A 17,031-nucleotide genomic window follows, 5' to 3' on the forward strand; every position below is an offset into this window, starting at 1 on the left:
CTTATTCAGAACGTAGCGAATATGACCGAAGCAGTCGAAGAATTTTCGGAAGACGAAGAATTATACGAACATCACCGCATTGTGGTCGATAAAGGCCAGGGGCTGTTACGTATCGACCGCTTCCTGATGGACCGGCTGCAAAATGCCACCCGAACCAAAATCCAGGCCGCTATCGACGTAGAGTCGGTTCGGGTGAATGGCAACGTAACGAAGGCCAGCTACAAGGTTAAGCCGCTGGATGTCATCACAGTTTCGTTGCCGCACCCGCCCCGCGACACGGACGTAAAACCCGAAAATATTCCACTCAATATCGTTTTTGAGGACGATGATTTGCTGGTGCTCAACAAGCCGTCGGGTATGGTGGTTCACCCGGCGCACGGCAACTGGGATGGTACGTTGGTAAATGGACTGGTGTATCATTTTCAGAACCTGCCCACGTCCCGCAACGGCGACATTCGTCCTGGGCTGGTGCACCGTATTGATAAAGATACATCGGGCCTGATGGTGATTGCCAAAACCGAATATGCCATGACGCATCTGGCGCGGCAGTTCTTCGAGCATACTATCGAACGTACCTATAATGCGCTCGTGTGGGGAAATCCAAATCCGCCAGATGGCACCATTACGGGCTACATTGGCCGATCAGTACGTGATCGAAAAGTGCAGGCCATTTACGACGAAGAGACTAAAGGCAAATGGGCCGTTACGCACTATAAAACGCTGGACGATTTACGCTACGTTACGTTGCTTCAATGCAATCTGGAAACGGGTCGTACGCACCAGATTCGGGCACACCTGAAACACATCGGCCACCCGCTGTTCAACGACGCTACGTATGGTGGCGACCGAATTCTGCGAGGCAATCCGGTGGGGAGTTACAAAGCCTTTGTTGAAAACGCGTTCAAATTGTTACCCCGACAGGCGCTACACGCCAAATCGCTAGGCTTCATCCATCCGAAAACCAGGCAATGGCTCCAATTCAACTCCGAATTACCCGACGATTTTCAGGCTGCGCTCAATAAATGGCGGAAACGAATGAATGATGAATGATGAATTTTGTCGAAAAAATATGTCTCGTGCAATGAAAAAAGATAATATTGTTCTCGAGAAAAGTTTCCGTTTCGCAATACGTATTATAAGGCTCTATCAGCGCCTTAAGGAGACCCAACATGAATACACGTTGAGTAAACAAATGTTACGTTCGGGTACCTCAATTGGTGCTAACGTCCGGGAAGGAAATAACGCTGAAAGTAAAGCTGATTTTATTCACAAAATGGGCGTGGCCCAGAAGGAAGCTGATGAAACCATTTACTGGCTTGAGTTATTAAAAGAAACAGACTACTTGACAATCAATGAATTTGACAGTATGTATCACGATGCTGATGAATTGTTAAAATTAATCCGTAGTATTATTCCTACAGCAAAGAATAATCGCTAATAGGCATTTCATTCATCATTCATCATTCATCATTCATCATTCCAAAATGATCATCATCCGCCCCGGCACCCTTGAAGATACACCCGACGCCTTTGAATTAGTTATGGAGTTAGCCATTTATGAAAGGGCGGCCGATCAGGTTTCCAACACGGTTGAGCAAATGGCTTTAGATGGTTTTGGCCCTAATCCGCTGTATGGTATGATCATGGCCGAAGATTCTGAGACAAAAAGAATTGTTGGCATGGCGCTTTACTTTTTCCGGTATTCGACCTGGAAAGGAAAACGCCTGTATCTCGAAGATATCATTGTTACTGAATCCTTTCGCGGATATGGAGTTGGCAAACTGCTATTCGATGCCACCGTTGAGATGGCTCACGAAACCAACTGCACGGGCATGATGTGGCAGGTACTCGACTGGAACGAACCCGCCATCGGCTTCTACAAACAGTTTGGCACCCGCTTCGACGACGGCTGGACAAACTGCCACCTTGATTTTTAGCAGAGGGAAAAGGGGGTTGGGTAACGGGTTACTAACCCTATTCCCTTTGCCCTCTGCCCTTACCCCTATGCCCCATGCTCATAAAACGTTATCTTTGTAGCTCGCGAATAGTGACAAAGCATGACATATCGTCAACAGAAAGCCTTGCGAATTGCGGGCTGGGTGTTTTTAGGTATCTTTTTAATTGCCTGTGTGGGAGCGGGTATCGCCTACTCCAAACGGGAGAAACTTCTTCAGTCTACCCTCGAACGGGCTATCAAAAAGGCCAAGCGCGATTATAAACTCGACGTACGTATCGGTTCTGCCCGATTTACAGGACTCAGTTCGGTAGCGTTCACAAATATTTCGGTTGTTCCTGAACAACGCGACAGCCTGGCACGGATTGGGCGGGTTGAAGTGGCCGTTCGCTTCTGGCCGCTTTTGTCGGGAAAGATTGGGTTATCGGGGATGACGCTCGAAAATGGGTTGATTCAGGTAATTAAACGCGATACGCTGACCAACATCGATTTTTTGCTCCGCAGGCAACGTGACTCAACACAGGTTGAAGAAACGCCACGCGAAAACGGACGACGTGCTGACTTATCGGAAGTAGCTGAAAATCTGATCGATAATATTCTGTCTAAAATTCCTGACGACCTGAACGTAACAAATCTGGAATTTCGGGCGATGGACAGCAATGATACGTTGAGCCTGCTGACGCAAACGGCTCTTATTGAAGACGAAGCGGTCACTTCGACCATAAAACTCAACGGCAATCAGGCAACCTGGCACGTAGCAGGTACCGCCGATCCTCGTAGCCGTGAATACGACCTGGCTTTGTATGCCGATGGAAAGCCGATTGAGATTCCCTATATCCAGAAAAAATACAATCTTAAAGTTCAGGCGGATACGTTACGGGCACAACTTCGTGATGTAGATCGCTCGGAGGGAGAGTTTCGCCTGGAGGGAGCCGGTTCAGTACAGAATCTACGTATCAATCACCCCGCCATTGCCCGCACCGACGTACTGGTGAAGCGAGCTGCCATGGACGCCAATTTGTTCGTAGGTGAGAATTATATTGGAATCGATAGTTCATCGACACTGTATCTGGGTCAGATTAGTGCCAAGCCATTTTTGAAATACACCCTTTCCGAAAACAACGAGCCACCCCAGGTTAAAGCGGTACGTAACACGTCAGACAAAACGCCCGTCTCCAACAAAGTATATGAATTACAGCTACATACTGGCTCAATGGACGCGCAGGCGCTGATCAATTCATTCCCACAAGGCCTGTTTGAATCATTGGAAGGAATGCAGGTTGCAGGTAAACTGAAATATGATATGTCGTTTCAGTTGGATACTGCTCTGCCTGATTCAGTTAAGTTCAATTCGGGTATGACCTCCGAAGGTTTTAAGATACTACGAATGGGGCAAACCGATTTTTCATCTATAAATCGTCCTTTTATTTATACGCCTTACGAAAAAGGGAAGCCCGTCCGTGACATCATTGTTGGGCCTGAAAACCCGAATTATACACCGCTTGAGGAGATTTCGCCCGACCTACGTAACGCCCTGCTCACCTCGGAAGATTACAATTTCTTCACACATAAAGGTTTTAACGAAAAAGCCTTTCGGGTATCTATTGCGACAAACTTTAAAGAGAAGTCGTTCAAACGGGGCGCCAGTACGATTTCGATGCAGTTGGTGAAGAACGTTTTCCTGAATCGAAACAAGACACTTTCGCGCAAAGTCGAAGAAATTCTCATCGTCTGGCTGATTGAAAATGAGCACATTGTGCCAAAATCCCGGATGTATGAAGTCTACCTGAACATCATTGAATGGGGACGTAACAAATACGGCATCGGAGAAGCAGCCCGCTATTATTTCGATAAAAGTCCGGCCAATCTGGACCTGGGCGAAAGTATTTTTCTCGCTTTTGTAGTCCCTCGACCGAAACGGGCGCTCGACTGGTTTTTGCCCGATGGTACGTTGCAGACCAGGAATGTACGCGGCTATTTCAGGCTCATCGGACGTATCATGGCCCGACGTGGTCTGACGGCGCCCGATTCAGGAGCCTATGGTTTTTATAATGTCCGGCTTCGGGAAGGATTACGTCAGCAGGTCACTCCTATCGATTCGATATACCAGCCTGATTTGTTGTTTCCAGATCCGAATACTGAAGAAATTGATGAAGATGAAGGAACTGGTATTGGCAATTTCTTCCGTCGCCTGTTCAAAGGCAAGAAAAGCGAAGAGAAGCCCGACAACGAACAAGTCACTGAACCACAGCAGAATAATATCCCTTCGAACGAGCCAGCCCCTACCGATACGGTTAAAACACGGAAACAGCTCCGACAGGAACGACGTGAACAAAAACGAAGAGAACGCGAAGCCAAAGCTCAACAGGAAAGCTCGAATAATTAGAAAGGAAATAGCTTTCTGTGCTACGTATCGTTTAGTATAATCCTGACAATCGCGGATGGATAATCCGCATTACACATGAAATCATTAATTAAACTCTTATTAATACTTGTTGTTGTCGGTGGCGTAATTCTCTACTTTGTTTCACAACGTAACAACACCTCATTTTCACCATCAACCATTGATCTAAGTGTTGACTGTTCGGAGGTAGATAACGTATTGGTTACGTCGACGGTGAACGTAGTGGTGAAGAATTTTTCGTCTAGAACGCATTCTGACGTATCGGTGAAACTTGTCGCCTATGATGATAATGACAAGGTAATTAAGGAGAAATTCACTACGTTCTCGCGCACGCTATCTCCACAAAGCACTTTCGATAAACCCGTTACGTTACCCGCCGAAACCAAACGCTGCGACTGCAAAATCGTAAGTTCGCATCCGCATTGAGTACGTTTAATCGTTGGGTTATTCCAATAAATCTGGACGACGGGCCTGTGTGCGGGCCAATGCCTGTTCGTACCGCCACTCATCAATTTTTGCTTCGTGACCGGACAGTAAAATAGCCGGTACCTGATGGCCTTCAAATTCGGCTGGGCGGGTATAGACGGGAGGAGCAAGTAAGTTATCCTGAAACGAGTCGGTCAGCGCTGAGGTTTCGTCGTTCAGGACGCCGGGCAACAGACGAATAATAGCATCTGACAGCACACAGGCCGCTAGCTCTCCCCCACTCAATACGTAGTCGCCAATACTGATTTCTTTGGTAATGAACAGTTCACGCGCCCGCTCATCGACGCCTTTGTAATGACCGCAAAGTATAATCAGATTCTGACCTAGCGAAAGTGTGTTCGCCGTTTTTTGATTCAGCCTTTCGCCGTCGGGTGTCATGTAAATGATCTCGTCGTAACTACGTTCGGCCTGCAACGACCGGATACAACGGGCAATTGGTTCAATCTGCATCACCATGCCTGCGCCCCCACCAAAGGCATAATCGTCCACGCGCCGGTGTTTGTCGAGCGTATAATCACGCAGGTCGTGTACGGCGACCGTTACGTACCCACCCTGTTGCGCCCGTTGCAGAATCGAATGCGCAAAAAAACTGTCCAGTAATTTGGGGAGGCAGGTGATTATATCAATCCTCATCGGTATCATCTGCTACGTCGCCGTGCGTTTCTGGTTTATCATTACTGGTATCGTCCATGTAGATTTCCAGCAAACCGTCGGGTAGTACTACGTTCAATTTCTGATTGGCCCGATCTATCGTCCGAACGATGTCGCTGTTAATCGGAATCAGGACTTCTTTACCCTGATAATCCATTGCAATCAGGTCCTGCGCATTCATGGCATACACCCCCCGCACAGTACCCAGCTCGCCCGAATTGGCATCAACTATCTGATAACCAACGATCTCGTGAAAATAAAATCGACTTTCGTCAGTAATAGGCTCCAGTTCGTCAAGGGGCAGAAATGCTCCGCAGCCAATCAGCCGCTCAGCCTGTTCGATGGTATCAACGTCTTCAAAAGCAATAATAGCGCGGCTTCCTTTCACGATTGCGATCGACTCCATAAAATACGGAATGAGTTCGCCTTTTACCTCCAGCAACACCGATTCGAGATCGGCATATTCGTCAGGCTGATCTACATCCAGAAAAAGCACCAGTTCACCATTAACGCCATGCGTTTTGGTGATGTGACCCAATTGATAGCAATCGTCTTTTGTCATATTCTTAATTACGAGTTACTACGTTAATAGAAGAACGTAGTGCGTAAATAAAATAAGCCCGTTCAAATGCGAACGGGCTCGTTGTTTTTTTGCCGGGTCGCCGGTACGTCAGAACCTATTCGGCAGCTGGTTTTTCTTCAGCTTTAGGCGCTTCTTCAGCAGGTGCTTCGGCTACTGGTGCAGTTTCCGCTGCGACTTCCTCAGCAGCGGGGGCAGTTTCCACAGCGGCCTCTTCAGCAGCGGGGGCTTCGGCTACAGGAGTAGCAGTTTCTTCAGCAGCAGGTGCTTCCGTTACTACTGGTGTTTCTTCAACAACAGGTGCAGTTTCCACGGCGGCTTCCTCAACGGCTGGAGCTTCTTCAGCTACTGGCGCTTCTACTACAGCAGTTTCCACTACAGGCTCCTCAACTTTGTTTTTCTTGGCAATTGCTTCAGCACGAGCGTCGTTCACCTTTTTCTCAGCTTCCAGACGAGCAGCACGAGCTTGTTCTTTGGTTTGTGCTTTGGTGTCGGCAGCGCCAGCTTTGCGATTTTCCTTGTCGCCTTTCCAGGTTTCGAATTTTTCATCGGCCTGATCCTGCGAGATAGCTCCCTTGTTTACACCTACTTGCAGATGTTTACGGTACATGATGCCTTCATGCGACAATACCGAACGAGCGGTATCGGTCGGCTGAGCACCTACCATGAGCCAGTACAGAGCCCGTTCCGACTTCAATACGACCGTCGAAGGGTCGGTGTTGGGGTTGTACGTACCGATTTTTTCGATAAACCGGCCATCTCGTGGAGAAACTGATTCAGCCACTACGATGTCGTACATCGCCATTTTCTTGCGTCCGCGACGCGCTAAACGAATTTTAACAGCCATTTGTGCTTGTTTGGTTTTGATGGAGGACGCATCCCCCCTGTAAAACGTGGCCGCAAAGGTACGGAAAAAATCGTTACGTCCTAACCGAAGCTTATAATCCCACAAGGCTTTTTTATAAATAAACGTAACGGTTTATAAGCCGATAAGACGGGCTTTTTTACCGTTACGTTCCTTACCAACGTATTGATGACGATCCAATCGTCATCAATACGTTGAAAATCAGACATATACTTGATTATTCAATCCATAATTCACGTTACCTTAAGGTACTACGTTAATGCCTTTTCCAATTTTGAGCAATAGGTCCGATACGGCACGTGGTTGAGCCAGGAAGGGCGAGTGGCTCGTATTAACCTGATAAATCGTTTTGATGCCTGCCCCGGCGATCATTCGGTCCTGAAGACTTGGTGAAATCACTACGTCCTGGAGGGTTTTGATATACACCTTTTCTACAGCACCGAAATTTTCTTTGGTCAGCGTTACCTTATTGGTAAATGGAATGGCCGGTTCAGCCCGATAATTGGCAATCACCCGGTCTTTTTCAGCTTGTGATCCATCGTTAATAAAGAGCGCGGTCAGTTCCTCACGTTTCACATCAAGCATCAATTGATCGGCCGAGGGAACTAATGCAGGACCTAATTTTGAATCAGGGTCAGAAAAGGCCAGATCCGTAAGTGCCTGCCCTGATGCCGGAAGGAAAGCACCGATATAAACCAGTCTGCTGATTTTGGTGGGGACTTTCTCGGCCACATTTGTAATAACCATGCCGCCCATGCTGTGTCCTACCAGCACAACTTTACCATCGACTTTTGACATTGCTTCGATAACCTTATCCCGGTACGTATCCAGGGTCAAAGTATGCGGTGGCGTTTTATCAGCGCCATGACCCGGGAGTTCTACGACAAGTACCTTTTGACCACTAATGATCAAATCGGAACGTACCGCATCCCAAACGTAGGGGGCTTGCCATGCACCATGAACCAGAACATAAGTGGCTGACGTAGCGGCTGGAATTTCATCCTCTTTAGCACATGAGGACAACGACGAAAGGGCAACTGCTGCTGATAACAGCAACGAAACTGAAGTTTTCATTTTGTTTGAACTATTTGATTGTTAGATAATTAATGTTAAAAACTTGTAGGTAATCGAGTGGAAAGCTGTGGCTATCAACTGGCTGACAAAAGGGGGTTATCGGGCCTGTTCACCTAATTCTTCGACTTTTTGCAGCCAGTTGCTACGTTGCCTGTCGGTTGATTTTCGGATGAATCCAAAGGTGGAGAACCGGATGGGATCGAAGCCCACATACCCGAACACGATACGTTTAAGTATCTGGTACTGCGATGCTCTGTAAATCAGGTAGAACCACCACGTTGGCGTATCCATCGTGACCAGTAGTCGGATGCTTTTTCCCGTTAAAAGTTTTTCAGGAAAGATTTTCCCGGAGTGATGTTTGAAGGCAAAACCGGGCAGAAAGAGTCTGTCTATGAACCCTTTAGCAATGGCAGGCATAAAACCCCACCAATTGGGATAAGCCATCACTACGTGGTCGGCCCATTGGATGAGTTGCTGAGAAGCGACCAGATCCTCTTCAAGCTCCAATGCGTTTCCGGTTTTATAGCCGTCCGACAGATTTACATCAAATTTCAGTTTGGATAGGTACAGTGTTCGGCAGGTCGCTCCTGCCCGTTCTGCACCGTTTTGGTAGGCTTCCAGGAGCGCTTTGCAGAAAGAATTTTCTGAAGGATGCCCGAGTATGAGTAGTATGTTCCTTGCCATTGCAGTTTCTAGTTAATTGACACTGCAAAGGTGGACTATAGAGGAGAGGGGTTACTGACACAAATGTGTCAAAAACTATTTATGCGCTAATTTCTGGCGAATTCGGGTAAGTGATTGACGTTCAACACCCAGATAGCTGCAAAGGTGAGACAGAGAGATTCTGTTAAACAGGCCTGGTTGTTGTTTGATAAATTCGAGGTAGCGCTCTTCGGCTGTTTCAAATATGAAGCTTTCAATACGTTCCTGTTGCCGCTTCAAAACCTCTTCTGCGATGATTCGCCCGTATTTTTCAAAGTTTGGCGACTGTTGGTAAATCCATTGCATGTCGTCAAACGAAAGACAAACGAAGGTCGTTGGTTCTAAACATTGGATGGAGTAGCGACTGGGTTTCTGCGTAATAAAAGCGGGGTAATGCGTGGCATAATCGCCCTCAGCATAAAAGCCTACCGTTCGTTCATTGCCTTCCTGGTCAATAAAAAAAGCGCGGATCAATCCTTTCGTTATAAACCCAATCACTTTCTGGATTTTACCTGACTGGATAAAAAAATCTTTCTTATTTAATTCGTTAACAGTGAGTTTAGCCGCAAACTGAGCTAGTTCAGAATCAGTCAGGTTAGGGCAATTTTCCCGAACCGATTTTAGATAGATTTCTGTTTGTGCTTCCATTTTCGGTCTATCGGTTGCTCATAGTATATCCCGGATTAGTAAACGTTTATGAGAAACATTTACTAACGATTCACCGATTCTTTATTTGCTTAAGAATTCACGTATCAGTTCGAATGTTTTAGCTGGTTCTTCAACGAACGTATTATGACCACTACGTTCAAACATCACAAATTGCGCCTGAGGGCAATATTCTTTATACTTCACCATCATCCAGGGAACAGCAACCCGATCATACCGGCCCGCCATAATCAGGATTGGCATAGGCAGTTTTTTCAAGTCTTTCCTATAATCGAAGCTTCCGATATCACTGCCAACGGTAAAATCTCCATCTTTTCCCACCATTTGATAATACAATTTAGTGTTGTATCTATTTGGGTAGGGAGCGCTTCTGGTACCCGTAAAAAGTGTGGGGTTGTAGGTATAGAAAAACTCATACGGTACGCGTCCATAGATCGCCTGATGCAGCGAATCACTGGACTTGTAACCTTGTTTGCGGATCACCATCAGCGTATCCCAAACCTCCGGGTAATTGGTCTTTATTTCTCTATTATAATTATCGTCATTTTCCTGCCACATCGCATTACTGTGAAACGGTGCGGAAAGGAGCAAATGGCTAACATTTTGTGGATATTGAATGGCGTATCCCTGCGCGACAACAGTACCGTACGAATGACCCAGAACGTTTATTTTGGTAAAACCCATTGCCTTTCGCAATCCTTCAAGGTCTTCAATGTCTCGTTTCAGGCTATATTCTTTCACCTGTTTAGCCGTATCCGACTTTCCTCGTCCGAAACCATCAAAGTAAACGAGGGTGCAGCTCGTGTGCAACGAATCAAACCGTCTTAAACCTGGATGCGCACCACCCGGACCTCCCGGAATGATAAATAAGGGCTCCCCTTTCCCAAAGCTGACTGTCCAGATTTTAGCTCCGTTGACGGTGTAATATTTGCCATCGGTTCGGCTATCAGGAAACGTTTGCGCTAGCAGACAATGCATGCTCGTTAAAAAGGCAAAAACAGCAACGATAACTCGCATAACAGCTTGGTTGATTGTTCAATAATAGGAAGCAAAGTAAACGTTAGCTTTTAGATTAGAACCCGGCAATTTTTGTCATTCCCCGTAGAATAAGCGTTGCTTTTTTCTACGGGGGAATAGTCTGATCTCAAGTTACCCAAAAGTAATTCCTACCAATACAAAGGTTGGCTGATTTATCGCTCAGAACCAGCCTGAATGAATAACTGGTGGGTTTAAAGGAATTCCTGGTGATTATTGTCTTTCCTACGCCATACTACGTGCCTGTTCGTGCTTATCCAGTACGTCCATCAGGTGATTTTCGCAGAGGACTAACGTATCATACTGGGTGAATTCCGTAGCCAGGTTTACTACGTTATCGCGGTACTGTGAACTGCTCAACACCTCTTCAACACTCCGGCGAATGCTGCCTGCTTTGGGGGTTTCCGTATTCAATCGCAATCCTAACCCAAAATGACTCAGGCGAGCTGCAATTTCGTTTTTCCCTTCATAAACGCCTGCAACGACCATGGGTAAGCCATTTTTGATACTTAGCAGAACTCCGCCGTAACCACCGTTGGTGACAAAAACACTCGCATACGGCATCACGGCGTTGAAGTCGATAAAGTCTTCAATAATAATATTGGATTGAGGGTATTTGCTACGTAGTTCAGCCGTCTGAGAACCGCCTGTGGTGGCAATTACTAACGTATCATTCTCGTTTTTAAAGGCTTCGAGCGTCGGGATGATAATTTTACCGGGATCGCGTTCGACGGTTCCCTGCGTTACCAGCACCACTCGCCGGTACGTACAAGCCAGTTGCGCATGCCGGAACGGACGCTTATTACCCGATTTATGCGGCAATAGCGGGCCAACAAAATGAACATTTTCGCTTATGTCGGAACGCTTGTACTCGAAACCGGGCGTACCACTTTGCAGGTATCGATCAGCTTTCGTCACGGCAATATCGAAAAGCAATCCTTTTTCGGGCGGCAGTCCAAATGGACGTATCACTTCGTTGTAAACATCGGTGCATTGGCGCATCATTCGACCCACGACCATACGTAGCAAACTTTGTACGTGTCGGCCCATCCATGATTTTGCTGGCGTCATGCCGATGCCGTTAGGAGGCAAGTCGCGGGAACTCTGTGGCAACGGCACAATACCCATAACCACAACCGGTACGTCGAAGACGTGCTGCATAACCGAAATAGCCGAAAATCCGATATCGCACACCACCAGATCGAAAGAGAATAGCTGATGAATTTGTCGCAAATCGACCATATAGTCCTGAATAGGACGAACGAATACGTTATTGATATCGAACCGGATACGGTTGATAGCTCCTTTAATCTGTGTTCGTTCCGGGAATAATTTGTCCAGATTGTCCTGATTAATGACTCGGGCTTTTTGAAATGGGTAGACCGGAATTCCCAGCCGATCTGCCCGGTCGGCATACGAACCGCCTGTGTACCAGCGAACATCATGACCTTGTTGTTTGAGGTGAACGGCCAGGCCGGTAAGCGGATTAAAATGCCCGTCCATGGGCATGGTTGCAAAGAGGATTTTTCGGGGTGTCATCGTAAGTTGTTGTTTAGTTGTTCCAGAAAGGTCTCGGCAAAGGTGAGGCTTTCTGATACAGCCAATCAATCACGGATACGACGAAGCGACACTTCTACACGCTGAACTGCCTGAAGCCCCGCCTAAACCGGCGCTTTTAGCCATTTGAGCCATTATTAAGGCTGGAATCAACTATTTCTCCGAGTCGAAAGAGAGTACATACACTTGATAGTTCGTTTTCTACACTTCGCCCATAACTTCTTACGGTTCGTCAGCCATCGCCTTTCTGAACGGGCACTAACCCACCAATTTTGAATCGGCAACGCACTAAAGCACTGCCTGAACCATCCTCTTTTTCTAAAAACAACAACTACGACATGAACACGTATTCTATCTCAACCCGCTTATTTGGCCTTTGCCTGCTCGGTCTTGTATTGACAATGACTGCCTGCAAAAAAGAAACGGAAATCGTTAATCCTATCGATGGCGGCAGCGCACCTGCTTTCGTCGATAAAAACCTACGTATCACGGCTGTTACGTCCGATCCGCTTATCGATATTGATGGCGACGGCAAACTGGACAAAGACCTGCTGCCTTACCTGCGTCCCTGCGACCTGGACAACACCATTCGTTTCGAGAAAAGCGGTCGATTGTCGGGCAACAGCGGTTCGAACAACTGCAACGACGGTTCCGAACAGGCTAGCGATAGCAAACCCGGTACGTGGACGTATGACGGCAAATCGCATATTCTTCGCCTGATCACGACGGTTGATTCCAAACAGAACGTAGCAGAATGGGAAATTCTGGAAGAATCGGCCAGTGGTTTAAAAGCAAAAGTAAGCGCTCAGGGAAGCACGGATGACTTCCGGCTCGTTATGACCTGGCGGGCGCAGTAGTGGGGATGTAAAGAGTGAAAGCGCGAAAGAATGAAAGAGCGTGTAGAACGGGACGCTCTTTCATTCTTTCGCGCTTTCACTCTTTACACCTACTTTTACGGCAAGATGCTCCCAACCCCGACAACCAAGCCTCGTTTCGATGATATTTTCATGGATCTGGCCACTAATCTGGCCCGCCGATCACATTGCATCAAAGCGCAGGTAGGTGCAGTACTCACCCGCGATACCCGAATTATTTCCATCGGTTATAACGGCCCGCCAGCGGGTACGCACAACTGCGACGAGGAATTTCCGGAAGTGGGCTGCCCACGCGATTCCAAAGGCTCCTGTTCGCTGGCCCTTCACGCCGAACAGAATGCCATTCTGTATGCCGCCAAAAACGGTTCGGAAGTGGAAGGAGCGACGATCTACGTAACGCTTTCGCCCTGTATTGCCTGCGCCCGCATCATCTACAGCATGAAGATCGCCCGCGTGGTTTACCTGAATTCTTACGCCGAATATAAAGGCATTGCGTCCGACGAAGGCGTTGATTTTCTACGTCGGTTTGGCGTTACTGTTGAACGCTACGTGCCAATCCAACACCATGAACATACTGGCACATAGCTACTTATCAGGGAAAGACACAGGTCTTATTATTGGGAATTTTATCGGCGATTTCATAAAGGGCGATCCGACTCATCCGCGCCATCAACTTAATTCCGGCGAAATACTGGGCGTGCGGCTACATCGTGCTATTGATTCGTTTACCGATAATCATCCGGCCGTCGACGTAGTACGGGATTTACTTCACCCGCGCTGCCACAAGTATGCAGGGGCGGGCGTCGATATTTTTTTCGATCATTTTCTGGCTCTCCATTTCGAAACACTGACTGGTCAAAAACTCACTACGTTTGTTCAGGCGTTTTATCAGACGTTACAGCTCAATCAGTCCCGGCTACCAGCAGCAGCTGTCCGTATGACCGACTACATGATACGTCAGGACTGGCTCACCAATTACCAGTTTGCCGAAGGCATCGACCGTTCGCTTAAAGGACTCTCGCGCCGAACAGCCTACCCATCCGGCCTGGATACGGCCATCGAAGATTTCACTACGTATTACGACCTGATTGGCAGCCAGTTCGCCCGATTTTGGCCCGATTTGGTAGCCCATACCGAACCGCTACGTTCGGGCGTGGTTTAATTTCGTAATTTCTGGCCCAGAACTAACGTAACGTTTTGGCTGCTACGTCGATAAGCAGTAGACCGATTGTGATTAATAATGATTCGTATTCCTTCGCCAGACTATGCGCTCAATAAAAATAATTACGCTACTTATCAGCTTAATTAGCTGGGAAACAGGGACTTCTCAGGATAAAAAAAGTAAGTTATCCGAACTGATGAAGGCGTATCACAGCTATAATATGTTTGACGGGGCCGTCTTAGTCGCCGAAAATGGAAAAGTAATTTATAAAGACGCCTTTGGTTTAGCCAACAGAGAATGGAACATTCCAAACACGACTGATACAAAGTTCATGATTGGCTCTGTTTCAAAGCCATTAACAGCCGTGTTAATGCTATTACAAGTGCAAAAAGGATTAATTAAATTAGACAAAACTATCGAAGATTATTTGCCAGAATTTAAAAATAAACCGGCAGCAAAAGTCACAATAAGTCAATTACTAAATCATACGTCCGGCATTCCAAATTATGATATTATCAACGATTTCTTTCCCAGAATAAGCCGTCAACATTATACCCGAGAAGATTATTTAAAAACATTTATTGATTCGTCACTTGCCTTTAAACCCGGCACTCAATACGCTTATAGTAGCTGGGGCTATTTTACACTGGGCTATATTATGGAACGAGTAACAAAAAAATCGTACGCTCAACTTATGTCCGATGATATTTTTAATAAAATAGGCATGCGTAATTCAGGGTCGTATTATCATACCCAAATTATACCTAAACGAGCTACAGGCTATGATTATAGTTTTGGTGGATATACATCATCAGATTTCCGAGACCAGTCGAATACAATGGGAACGGGCGACATTTATTCAACAGTGGACGACCTTTTCAAATTTCACATGGCCTTGACCGATAATACGTTGCTTAATAAGGAGTTAACCACCGAAATGTTTACATCTGGAATTGCTCCTGCTAATTATGGGTACGGCTGGTTTAACAAACAATTTAAGTATACAGCTACCGATAGTGTTGCGTCAAATTTTCACCTGGGCATGACGGATGGGTTTATTTCGTTTATTCGTCGGATTCCGTCAACAAAAAGTCTGGTCGTCATTCTTTGCAACAGTTCACCAACTGATTTTTTTGGGATAACAACTAATTTATATAAAATACTGTATAATAAACCTGTTTCGTTGAAAGAGCCTGCACATAAAAAAATGGAAGTATTTATAGAAAAACTAGGCACCGAAAAAGCAGTTGTTGAATACAAAAAGATGAAGATAGATACGGCACATTATTATATTGACTGGATTTCTATGAATTTCATAGCCCAGCAATTACTAGCTTTAAAACGATATGAAGATGCAAAAGTAATTGCGGAAAATAATGTGAATGAATTTCCAAATAAAGATTTAATGCTGGTTACGATGGGCAATGTTTATCTCGCCTTAAATAAAAAGGAAGACGCTGTCCGATTTTATAAAAAAGCGCTTCAAATTACACCTACGTTCGAGGAAGCAAAAAATAGGCTAAAGGGGTTGGGAAGTCAATAGACAATCCATTACGTATCAATACGCTACGTTTAAGCCAGAATACCTTTCACGAGTTTGCCTTCTACGTCGGTCAGCCGGAAACGGCGACCCTGAAATTCGTAGGTTAGTTTTTCGTGATCGATGCCAAGCAAGTGCAACAATGTAGCCTGAAAATCATGCACATGAACTGGGTTATGGGCAATGTTGTAGCCGAATTCGTCCGTTTCACCGTACGTAATACCTGATTTTACGCCACCACCAGTCATCCACATTGTAAAACATCGCGGGTGATGGTCGCGACCGTAGTTGTCTTTCGTCAGTTTTCCCTGTGAATAATTCGTCCGGCCAAACTCCCCCCCCCACACAACAATAGTGTCATCGAGTAAACCTCGTTGCTTCAGGTCAATCACCAGTGCTGCCGACGCCTGGTCAGTAGCTTTGCATTGTTTAGCTAATCCTTTGGGCAGGTTACCGTGCTGATCCCAGCCCTGATGATAAAGCTGTACGAATCGAACATCGCGTTCGATCAACCGACGGGCCATGAGACAGTTAGCTGCATACGTACCGGGTTTTCGGGCGTCGGGTCCGTAGAGATCAAATACCCAGTCAGGCTCTTTCGACAGATCGGTTACGTCGGGAACGGATGTCTGCATTCGGTACGCCATCTCATATTGTGCAATCCGATTGACGATTTCAGGATCACCGAAACGGTCGGCCTGTACCTGATTGAGTTGTTTCAGCGCATCCAGCATGGCTCGTCGGTCGTTACCCGCATAACCAGTAGGATTGTTCAGGTATAGAACCGGGTCATTTCCCGACCGAAACTGTACACCCTGATGCCTTGACGGCAGAAACCCATTTCCCCACAATCGGGCATATAACGGCTGATCCTGTGGCGCGTTATTCGACACAAGTACTATGAACGCCGGTAAATTCTGGTTGATCGAACCAAGTCCATAACTCACCCACGAACCGATACTTGGGCGGCCCGCCAGTTGGTTACCCGTCTGAAAAAACGTCAGCGCCGGGTCATGGTTTATCTGCTCCGTATACATGGATTTGACAAAGCAGAGATCATCGGTAATTCGACTCGTATAGGGTAACAATTCACTGACCCAGGCCCCACTTTTTCCGTGCTGACGAAACGCATAAGGTGAACGTACCAACGGCAGGGCTGACTGTTGCGCACTCATGCTCGTGAGCCGCTGTCCTTTTCGCACCGAAGCGGGTAAATCCTGCCCATGCATTTTAGCCAGCATCGGCTTATAATCAAACATTTCCAGTTGCGACGGCCCTCCACTCTGAAACAGGTAAACCACCCGTTTCGCCTTCGGTGCGCGGTGCGGACGGTCATCAGATAGCGAGGCCGAACGTAACGTTTCCGGCAACAATGAACCCAGCGCAAGGGTGCCAAGCCCTAACGATGTTTTCCGCAGAAAAGCCCGTCGGTTGAACGTATCGGCAATGAGTTGGTCCAGTTGGTGGTTCATAGTTGTTT

The 17,031-nt window shown here is 46.7% G+C and carries 18 protein-coding genes; 9 read left to right on the forward strand and 9 right to left on the reverse strand.

Annotated features, from left to right (window positions below; translation table 11 throughout):
• The first annotated feature begins 21 nt into the window (after positions 1-21).
• The 5 genes from IC229_RS15045 to IC229_RS15065 all read left to right on the forward strand — a co-directional run bounded on the left by IC229_RS15045 (position 22) and on the right by IC229_RS15065 (position 4,784).
• Positions 22-1,050, forward strand: a complete 1,029-nt coding sequence (locus IC229_RS15045; protein ID WP_190887813.1) for an RluA family pseudouridine synthase — start codon at positions 22-24, stop codon at positions 1,048-1,050.
• Positions 1,051-1,081: 31 nt separating this feature from the next.
• Positions 1,082-1,438 (forward strand): four helix bundle protein, encoded by a 357-nt coding sequence (locus tag IC229_RS15050; protein ID WP_190887814.1) that lies wholly within the window; start codon positions 1,082-1,084, stop codon positions 1,436-1,438.
• Between the two features lie 46 nt (positions 1,439-1,484).
• Positions 1,485-1,937, forward strand: a complete 453-nt coding sequence (locus IC229_RS15055) for a GNAT family N-acetyltransferase (protein ID WP_190887815.1) — start codon at positions 1,485-1,487, stop codon at positions 1,935-1,937.
• 120 nt (positions 1,938-2,057) lie between these two features.
• Positions 2,058-4,340, forward strand: coding sequence for a transglycosylase domain-containing protein (locus tag IC229_RS15060; RefSeq protein WP_190887816.1), 2,283 nt, complete (start codon positions 2,058-2,060; stop codon positions 4,338-4,340).
• A 75-nt stretch (positions 4,341-4,415) separates the two neighbouring features.
• Positions 4,416-4,784: a hypothetical protein gene (locus IC229_RS15065; RefSeq protein WP_190887817.1), complete on the forward strand. Its 369-nt coding sequence runs from the start codon at positions 4,416-4,418 to the stop codon at positions 4,782-4,784.
• An 18-nt stretch (positions 4,785-4,802) separates the two neighbouring features.
• Here the strand turns inward: IC229_RS15065 and trmD are convergent, their stop codons facing one another.
• The 8 genes from trmD to IC229_RS15105 all read right to left on the reverse strand — a co-directional run bounded on the left by trmD (position 4,803) and on the right by IC229_RS15105 (position 11,956).
• Positions 4,803-5,477 (reverse strand): tRNA (guanosine(37)-N1)-methyltransferase TrmD, encoded by a 675-nt coding sequence (gene trmD / locus IC229_RS15070; protein WP_190887818.1) that lies wholly within the window; start codon positions 5,475-5,477, stop codon positions 4,803-4,805.
• Entirely contained in the window at positions 5,467-6,057 is a 591-nt protein-coding gene (rimM, locus tag IC229_RS15075; protein ID WP_190887819.1) for a ribosome maturation factor RimM, read from the reverse strand. The genes trmD and rimM overlap by 11 nt, the downstream gene beginning before the upstream one ends.
• Positions 6,058-6,172: 115 nt before the next feature.
• Complete coding sequence (locus IC229_RS15080) at positions 6,173-6,922, reverse strand: 30S ribosomal protein S16 (protein ID WP_190887820.1); 750 nt, start codon at positions 6,920-6,922, stop codon at positions 6,173-6,175.
• Between the two features lie 261 nt (positions 6,923-7,183).
• On the reverse strand, positions 7,184-8,014 hold the full coding sequence (locus tag IC229_RS15085) for an alpha/beta fold hydrolase (RefSeq protein WP_190887821.1): 831 nt from the start codon (positions 8,012-8,014) through the stop codon (positions 7,184-7,186).
• Between the two features lie 96 nt (positions 8,015-8,110).
• Positions 8,111-8,698, reverse strand: coding sequence for an NAD(P)H-dependent oxidoreductase (locus IC229_RS15090; protein WP_190887822.1), 588 nt, complete (start codon positions 8,696-8,698; stop codon positions 8,111-8,113).
• 75 nt (positions 8,699-8,773) lie between these two features.
• The gene (locus IC229_RS15095) at positions 8,774-9,364 is read right to left on the reverse strand and encodes a Crp/Fnr family transcriptional regulator (RefSeq protein WP_190887823.1); all 591 of its coding nucleotides are present in this window, start codon (positions 9,362-9,364) and stop codon (positions 8,774-8,776) included.
• An 81-nt stretch (positions 9,365-9,445) separates the two neighbouring features.
• Complete coding sequence (locus tag IC229_RS15100; RefSeq protein ID WP_190887824.1) at positions 9,446-10,399, reverse strand: alpha/beta fold hydrolase; 954 nt, start codon at positions 10,397-10,399, stop codon at positions 9,446-9,448.
• Between the two features lie 243 nt (positions 10,400-10,642).
• Entirely contained in the window at positions 10,643-11,956 is a 1,314-nt protein-coding gene (locus IC229_RS15105) for a glycosyltransferase (RefSeq protein WP_190887825.1), read from the reverse strand.
• A 356-nt stretch (positions 11,957-12,312) separates the two neighbouring features.
• Between IC229_RS15105 and IC229_RS15110 the strand changes: the two genes are divergently transcribed.
• The 4 genes from IC229_RS15110 to IC229_RS15125 all read left to right on the forward strand — a co-directional run bounded on the left by IC229_RS15110 (position 12,313) and on the right by IC229_RS15125 (position 15,554).
• On the forward strand, positions 12,313-12,831 hold the full coding sequence (locus IC229_RS15110) for a hypothetical protein (protein WP_190887826.1): 519 nt from the start codon (positions 12,313-12,315) through the stop codon (positions 12,829-12,831).
• Between the two features lie 105 nt (positions 12,832-12,936).
• Positions 12,937-13,434 (forward strand): deoxycytidylate deaminase, encoded by a 498-nt coding sequence (locus IC229_RS15115; protein ID WP_190887848.1) that lies wholly within the window; start codon positions 12,937-12,939, stop codon positions 13,432-13,434.
• Positions 13,415-14,011 carry an acyl carrier protein phosphodiesterase gene (locus IC229_RS15120; RefSeq protein WP_190887827.1) on the forward strand — a complete coding sequence of 199 codons (597 nt, stop codon included), beginning with the start codon at positions 13,415-13,417 and terminating at the stop codon, positions 14,009-14,011. The genes IC229_RS15115 and IC229_RS15120 overlap by 20 nt, the downstream gene beginning before the upstream one ends.
• Positions 14,012-14,114: 103 nt before the next feature.
• Complete coding sequence (locus tag IC229_RS15125) at positions 14,115-15,554, forward strand: serine hydrolase (RefSeq protein ID WP_190887828.1); 1,440 nt, start codon at positions 14,115-14,117, stop codon at positions 15,552-15,554.
• A 29-nt stretch (positions 15,555-15,583) separates the two neighbouring features.
• On the opposite strand, the gene IC229_RS15130 is transcribed toward IC229_RS15125, so the two are convergent.
• Positions 15,584-17,023 (reverse strand): DUF1501 domain-containing protein, encoded by a 1,440-nt coding sequence (locus tag IC229_RS15130; protein ID WP_190887829.1) that lies wholly within the window; start codon positions 17,021-17,023, stop codon positions 15,584-15,586.
• Positions 17,024-17,031 lie beyond the last annotated feature (8 nt).

Origin of the sequence: Spirosoma profusum, assembly GCF_014699005.1 — a bacterium.
In the GTDB taxonomy this organism is placed as follows: domain Bacteria; phylum Bacteroidota; class Bacteroidia; order Cytophagales; family Spirosomataceae; genus Spirosoma; species Spirosoma profusum.

What these genes read in the sequence shown, in the direction of transcription:
- IC229_RS15045 (WP_190887813.1), top strand. Translation starts at nt 22, where the DNA reads ATGACCGAAGCAGTCGAAGAATTTTCGGAAGACGAAGAATTATACGAA.
- IC229_RS15050 (WP_190887814.1), top strand. Translation starts at nt 1,082, where the DNA reads ATGAAAAAAGATAATATTGTTCTCGAGAAAAGTTTCCGTTTCGCAATA.
- IC229_RS15055 (WP_190887815.1), top strand. Translation starts at nt 1,485, where the DNA reads ATGATCATCATCCGCCCCGGCACCCTTGAAGATACACCCGACGCCTTT.
- IC229_RS15060 (WP_190887816.1), top strand. Translation starts at nt 2,058, where the DNA reads ATGACATATCGTCAACAGAAAGCCTTGCGAATTGCGGGCTGGGTGTTT.
- IC229_RS15065 (WP_190887817.1), top strand. Translation starts at nt 4,416, where the DNA reads ATGAAATCATTAATTAAACTCTTATTAATACTTGTTGTTGTCGGTGGC.
- trmD (WP_190887818.1), bottom strand. Translation starts at nt 5,477, where the DNA reads ATGAGGATTGATATAATCACCTGCCTCCCCAAATTACTGGACAGTTTT.
- rimM (WP_190887819.1), bottom strand. Translation starts at nt 6,057, where the DNA reads ATGACAAAAGACGATTGCTATCAATTGGGTCACATCACCAAAACGCAT.
- IC229_RS15080 (WP_190887820.1), bottom strand. Translation starts at nt 6,922, where the DNA reads ATGGCTGTTAAAATTCGTTTAGCGCGTCGCGGACGCAAGAAAATGGCG.
- IC229_RS15085 (WP_190887821.1), bottom strand. Translation starts at nt 8,014, where the DNA reads ATGAAAACTTCAGTTTCGTTGCTGTTATCAGCAGCAGTTGCCCTTTCG.
- IC229_RS15090 (WP_190887822.1), bottom strand. Translation starts at nt 8,698, where the DNA reads ATGGCAAGGAACATACTACTCATACTCGGGCATCCTTCAGAAAATTCT.
- IC229_RS15095 (WP_190887823.1), bottom strand. Translation starts at nt 9,364, where the DNA reads ATGGAAGCACAAACAGAAATCTATCTAAAATCGGTTCGGGAAAATTGC.
- IC229_RS15100 (WP_190887824.1), bottom strand. Translation starts at nt 10,399, where the DNA reads ATGCGAGTTATCGTTGCTGTTTTTGCCTTTTTAACGAGCATGCATTGT.
- IC229_RS15105 (WP_190887825.1), bottom strand. Translation starts at nt 11,956, where the DNA reads ATGACACCCCGAAAAATCCTCTTTGCAACCATGCCCATGGACGGGCAT.
- IC229_RS15110 (WP_190887826.1), top strand. Translation starts at nt 12,313, where the DNA reads ATGAACACGTATTCTATCTCAACCCGCTTATTTGGCCTTTGCCTGCTC.
- IC229_RS15115 (WP_190887848.1), top strand. Translation starts at nt 12,937, where the DNA reads ATGCTCCCAACCCCGACAACCAAGCCTCGTTTCGATGATATTTTCATG.
- IC229_RS15120 (WP_190887827.1), top strand. Translation starts at nt 13,415, where the DNA reads ATGAACATACTGGCACATAGCTACTTATCAGGGAAAGACACAGGTCTT.
- IC229_RS15125 (WP_190887828.1), top strand. Translation starts at nt 14,115, where the DNA reads ATGCGCTCAATAAAAATAATTACGCTACTTATCAGCTTAATTAGCTGG.
- IC229_RS15130 (WP_190887829.1), bottom strand. Translation starts at nt 17,023, where the DNA reads ATGAACCACCAACTGGACCAACTCATTGCCGATACGTTCAACCGACGG.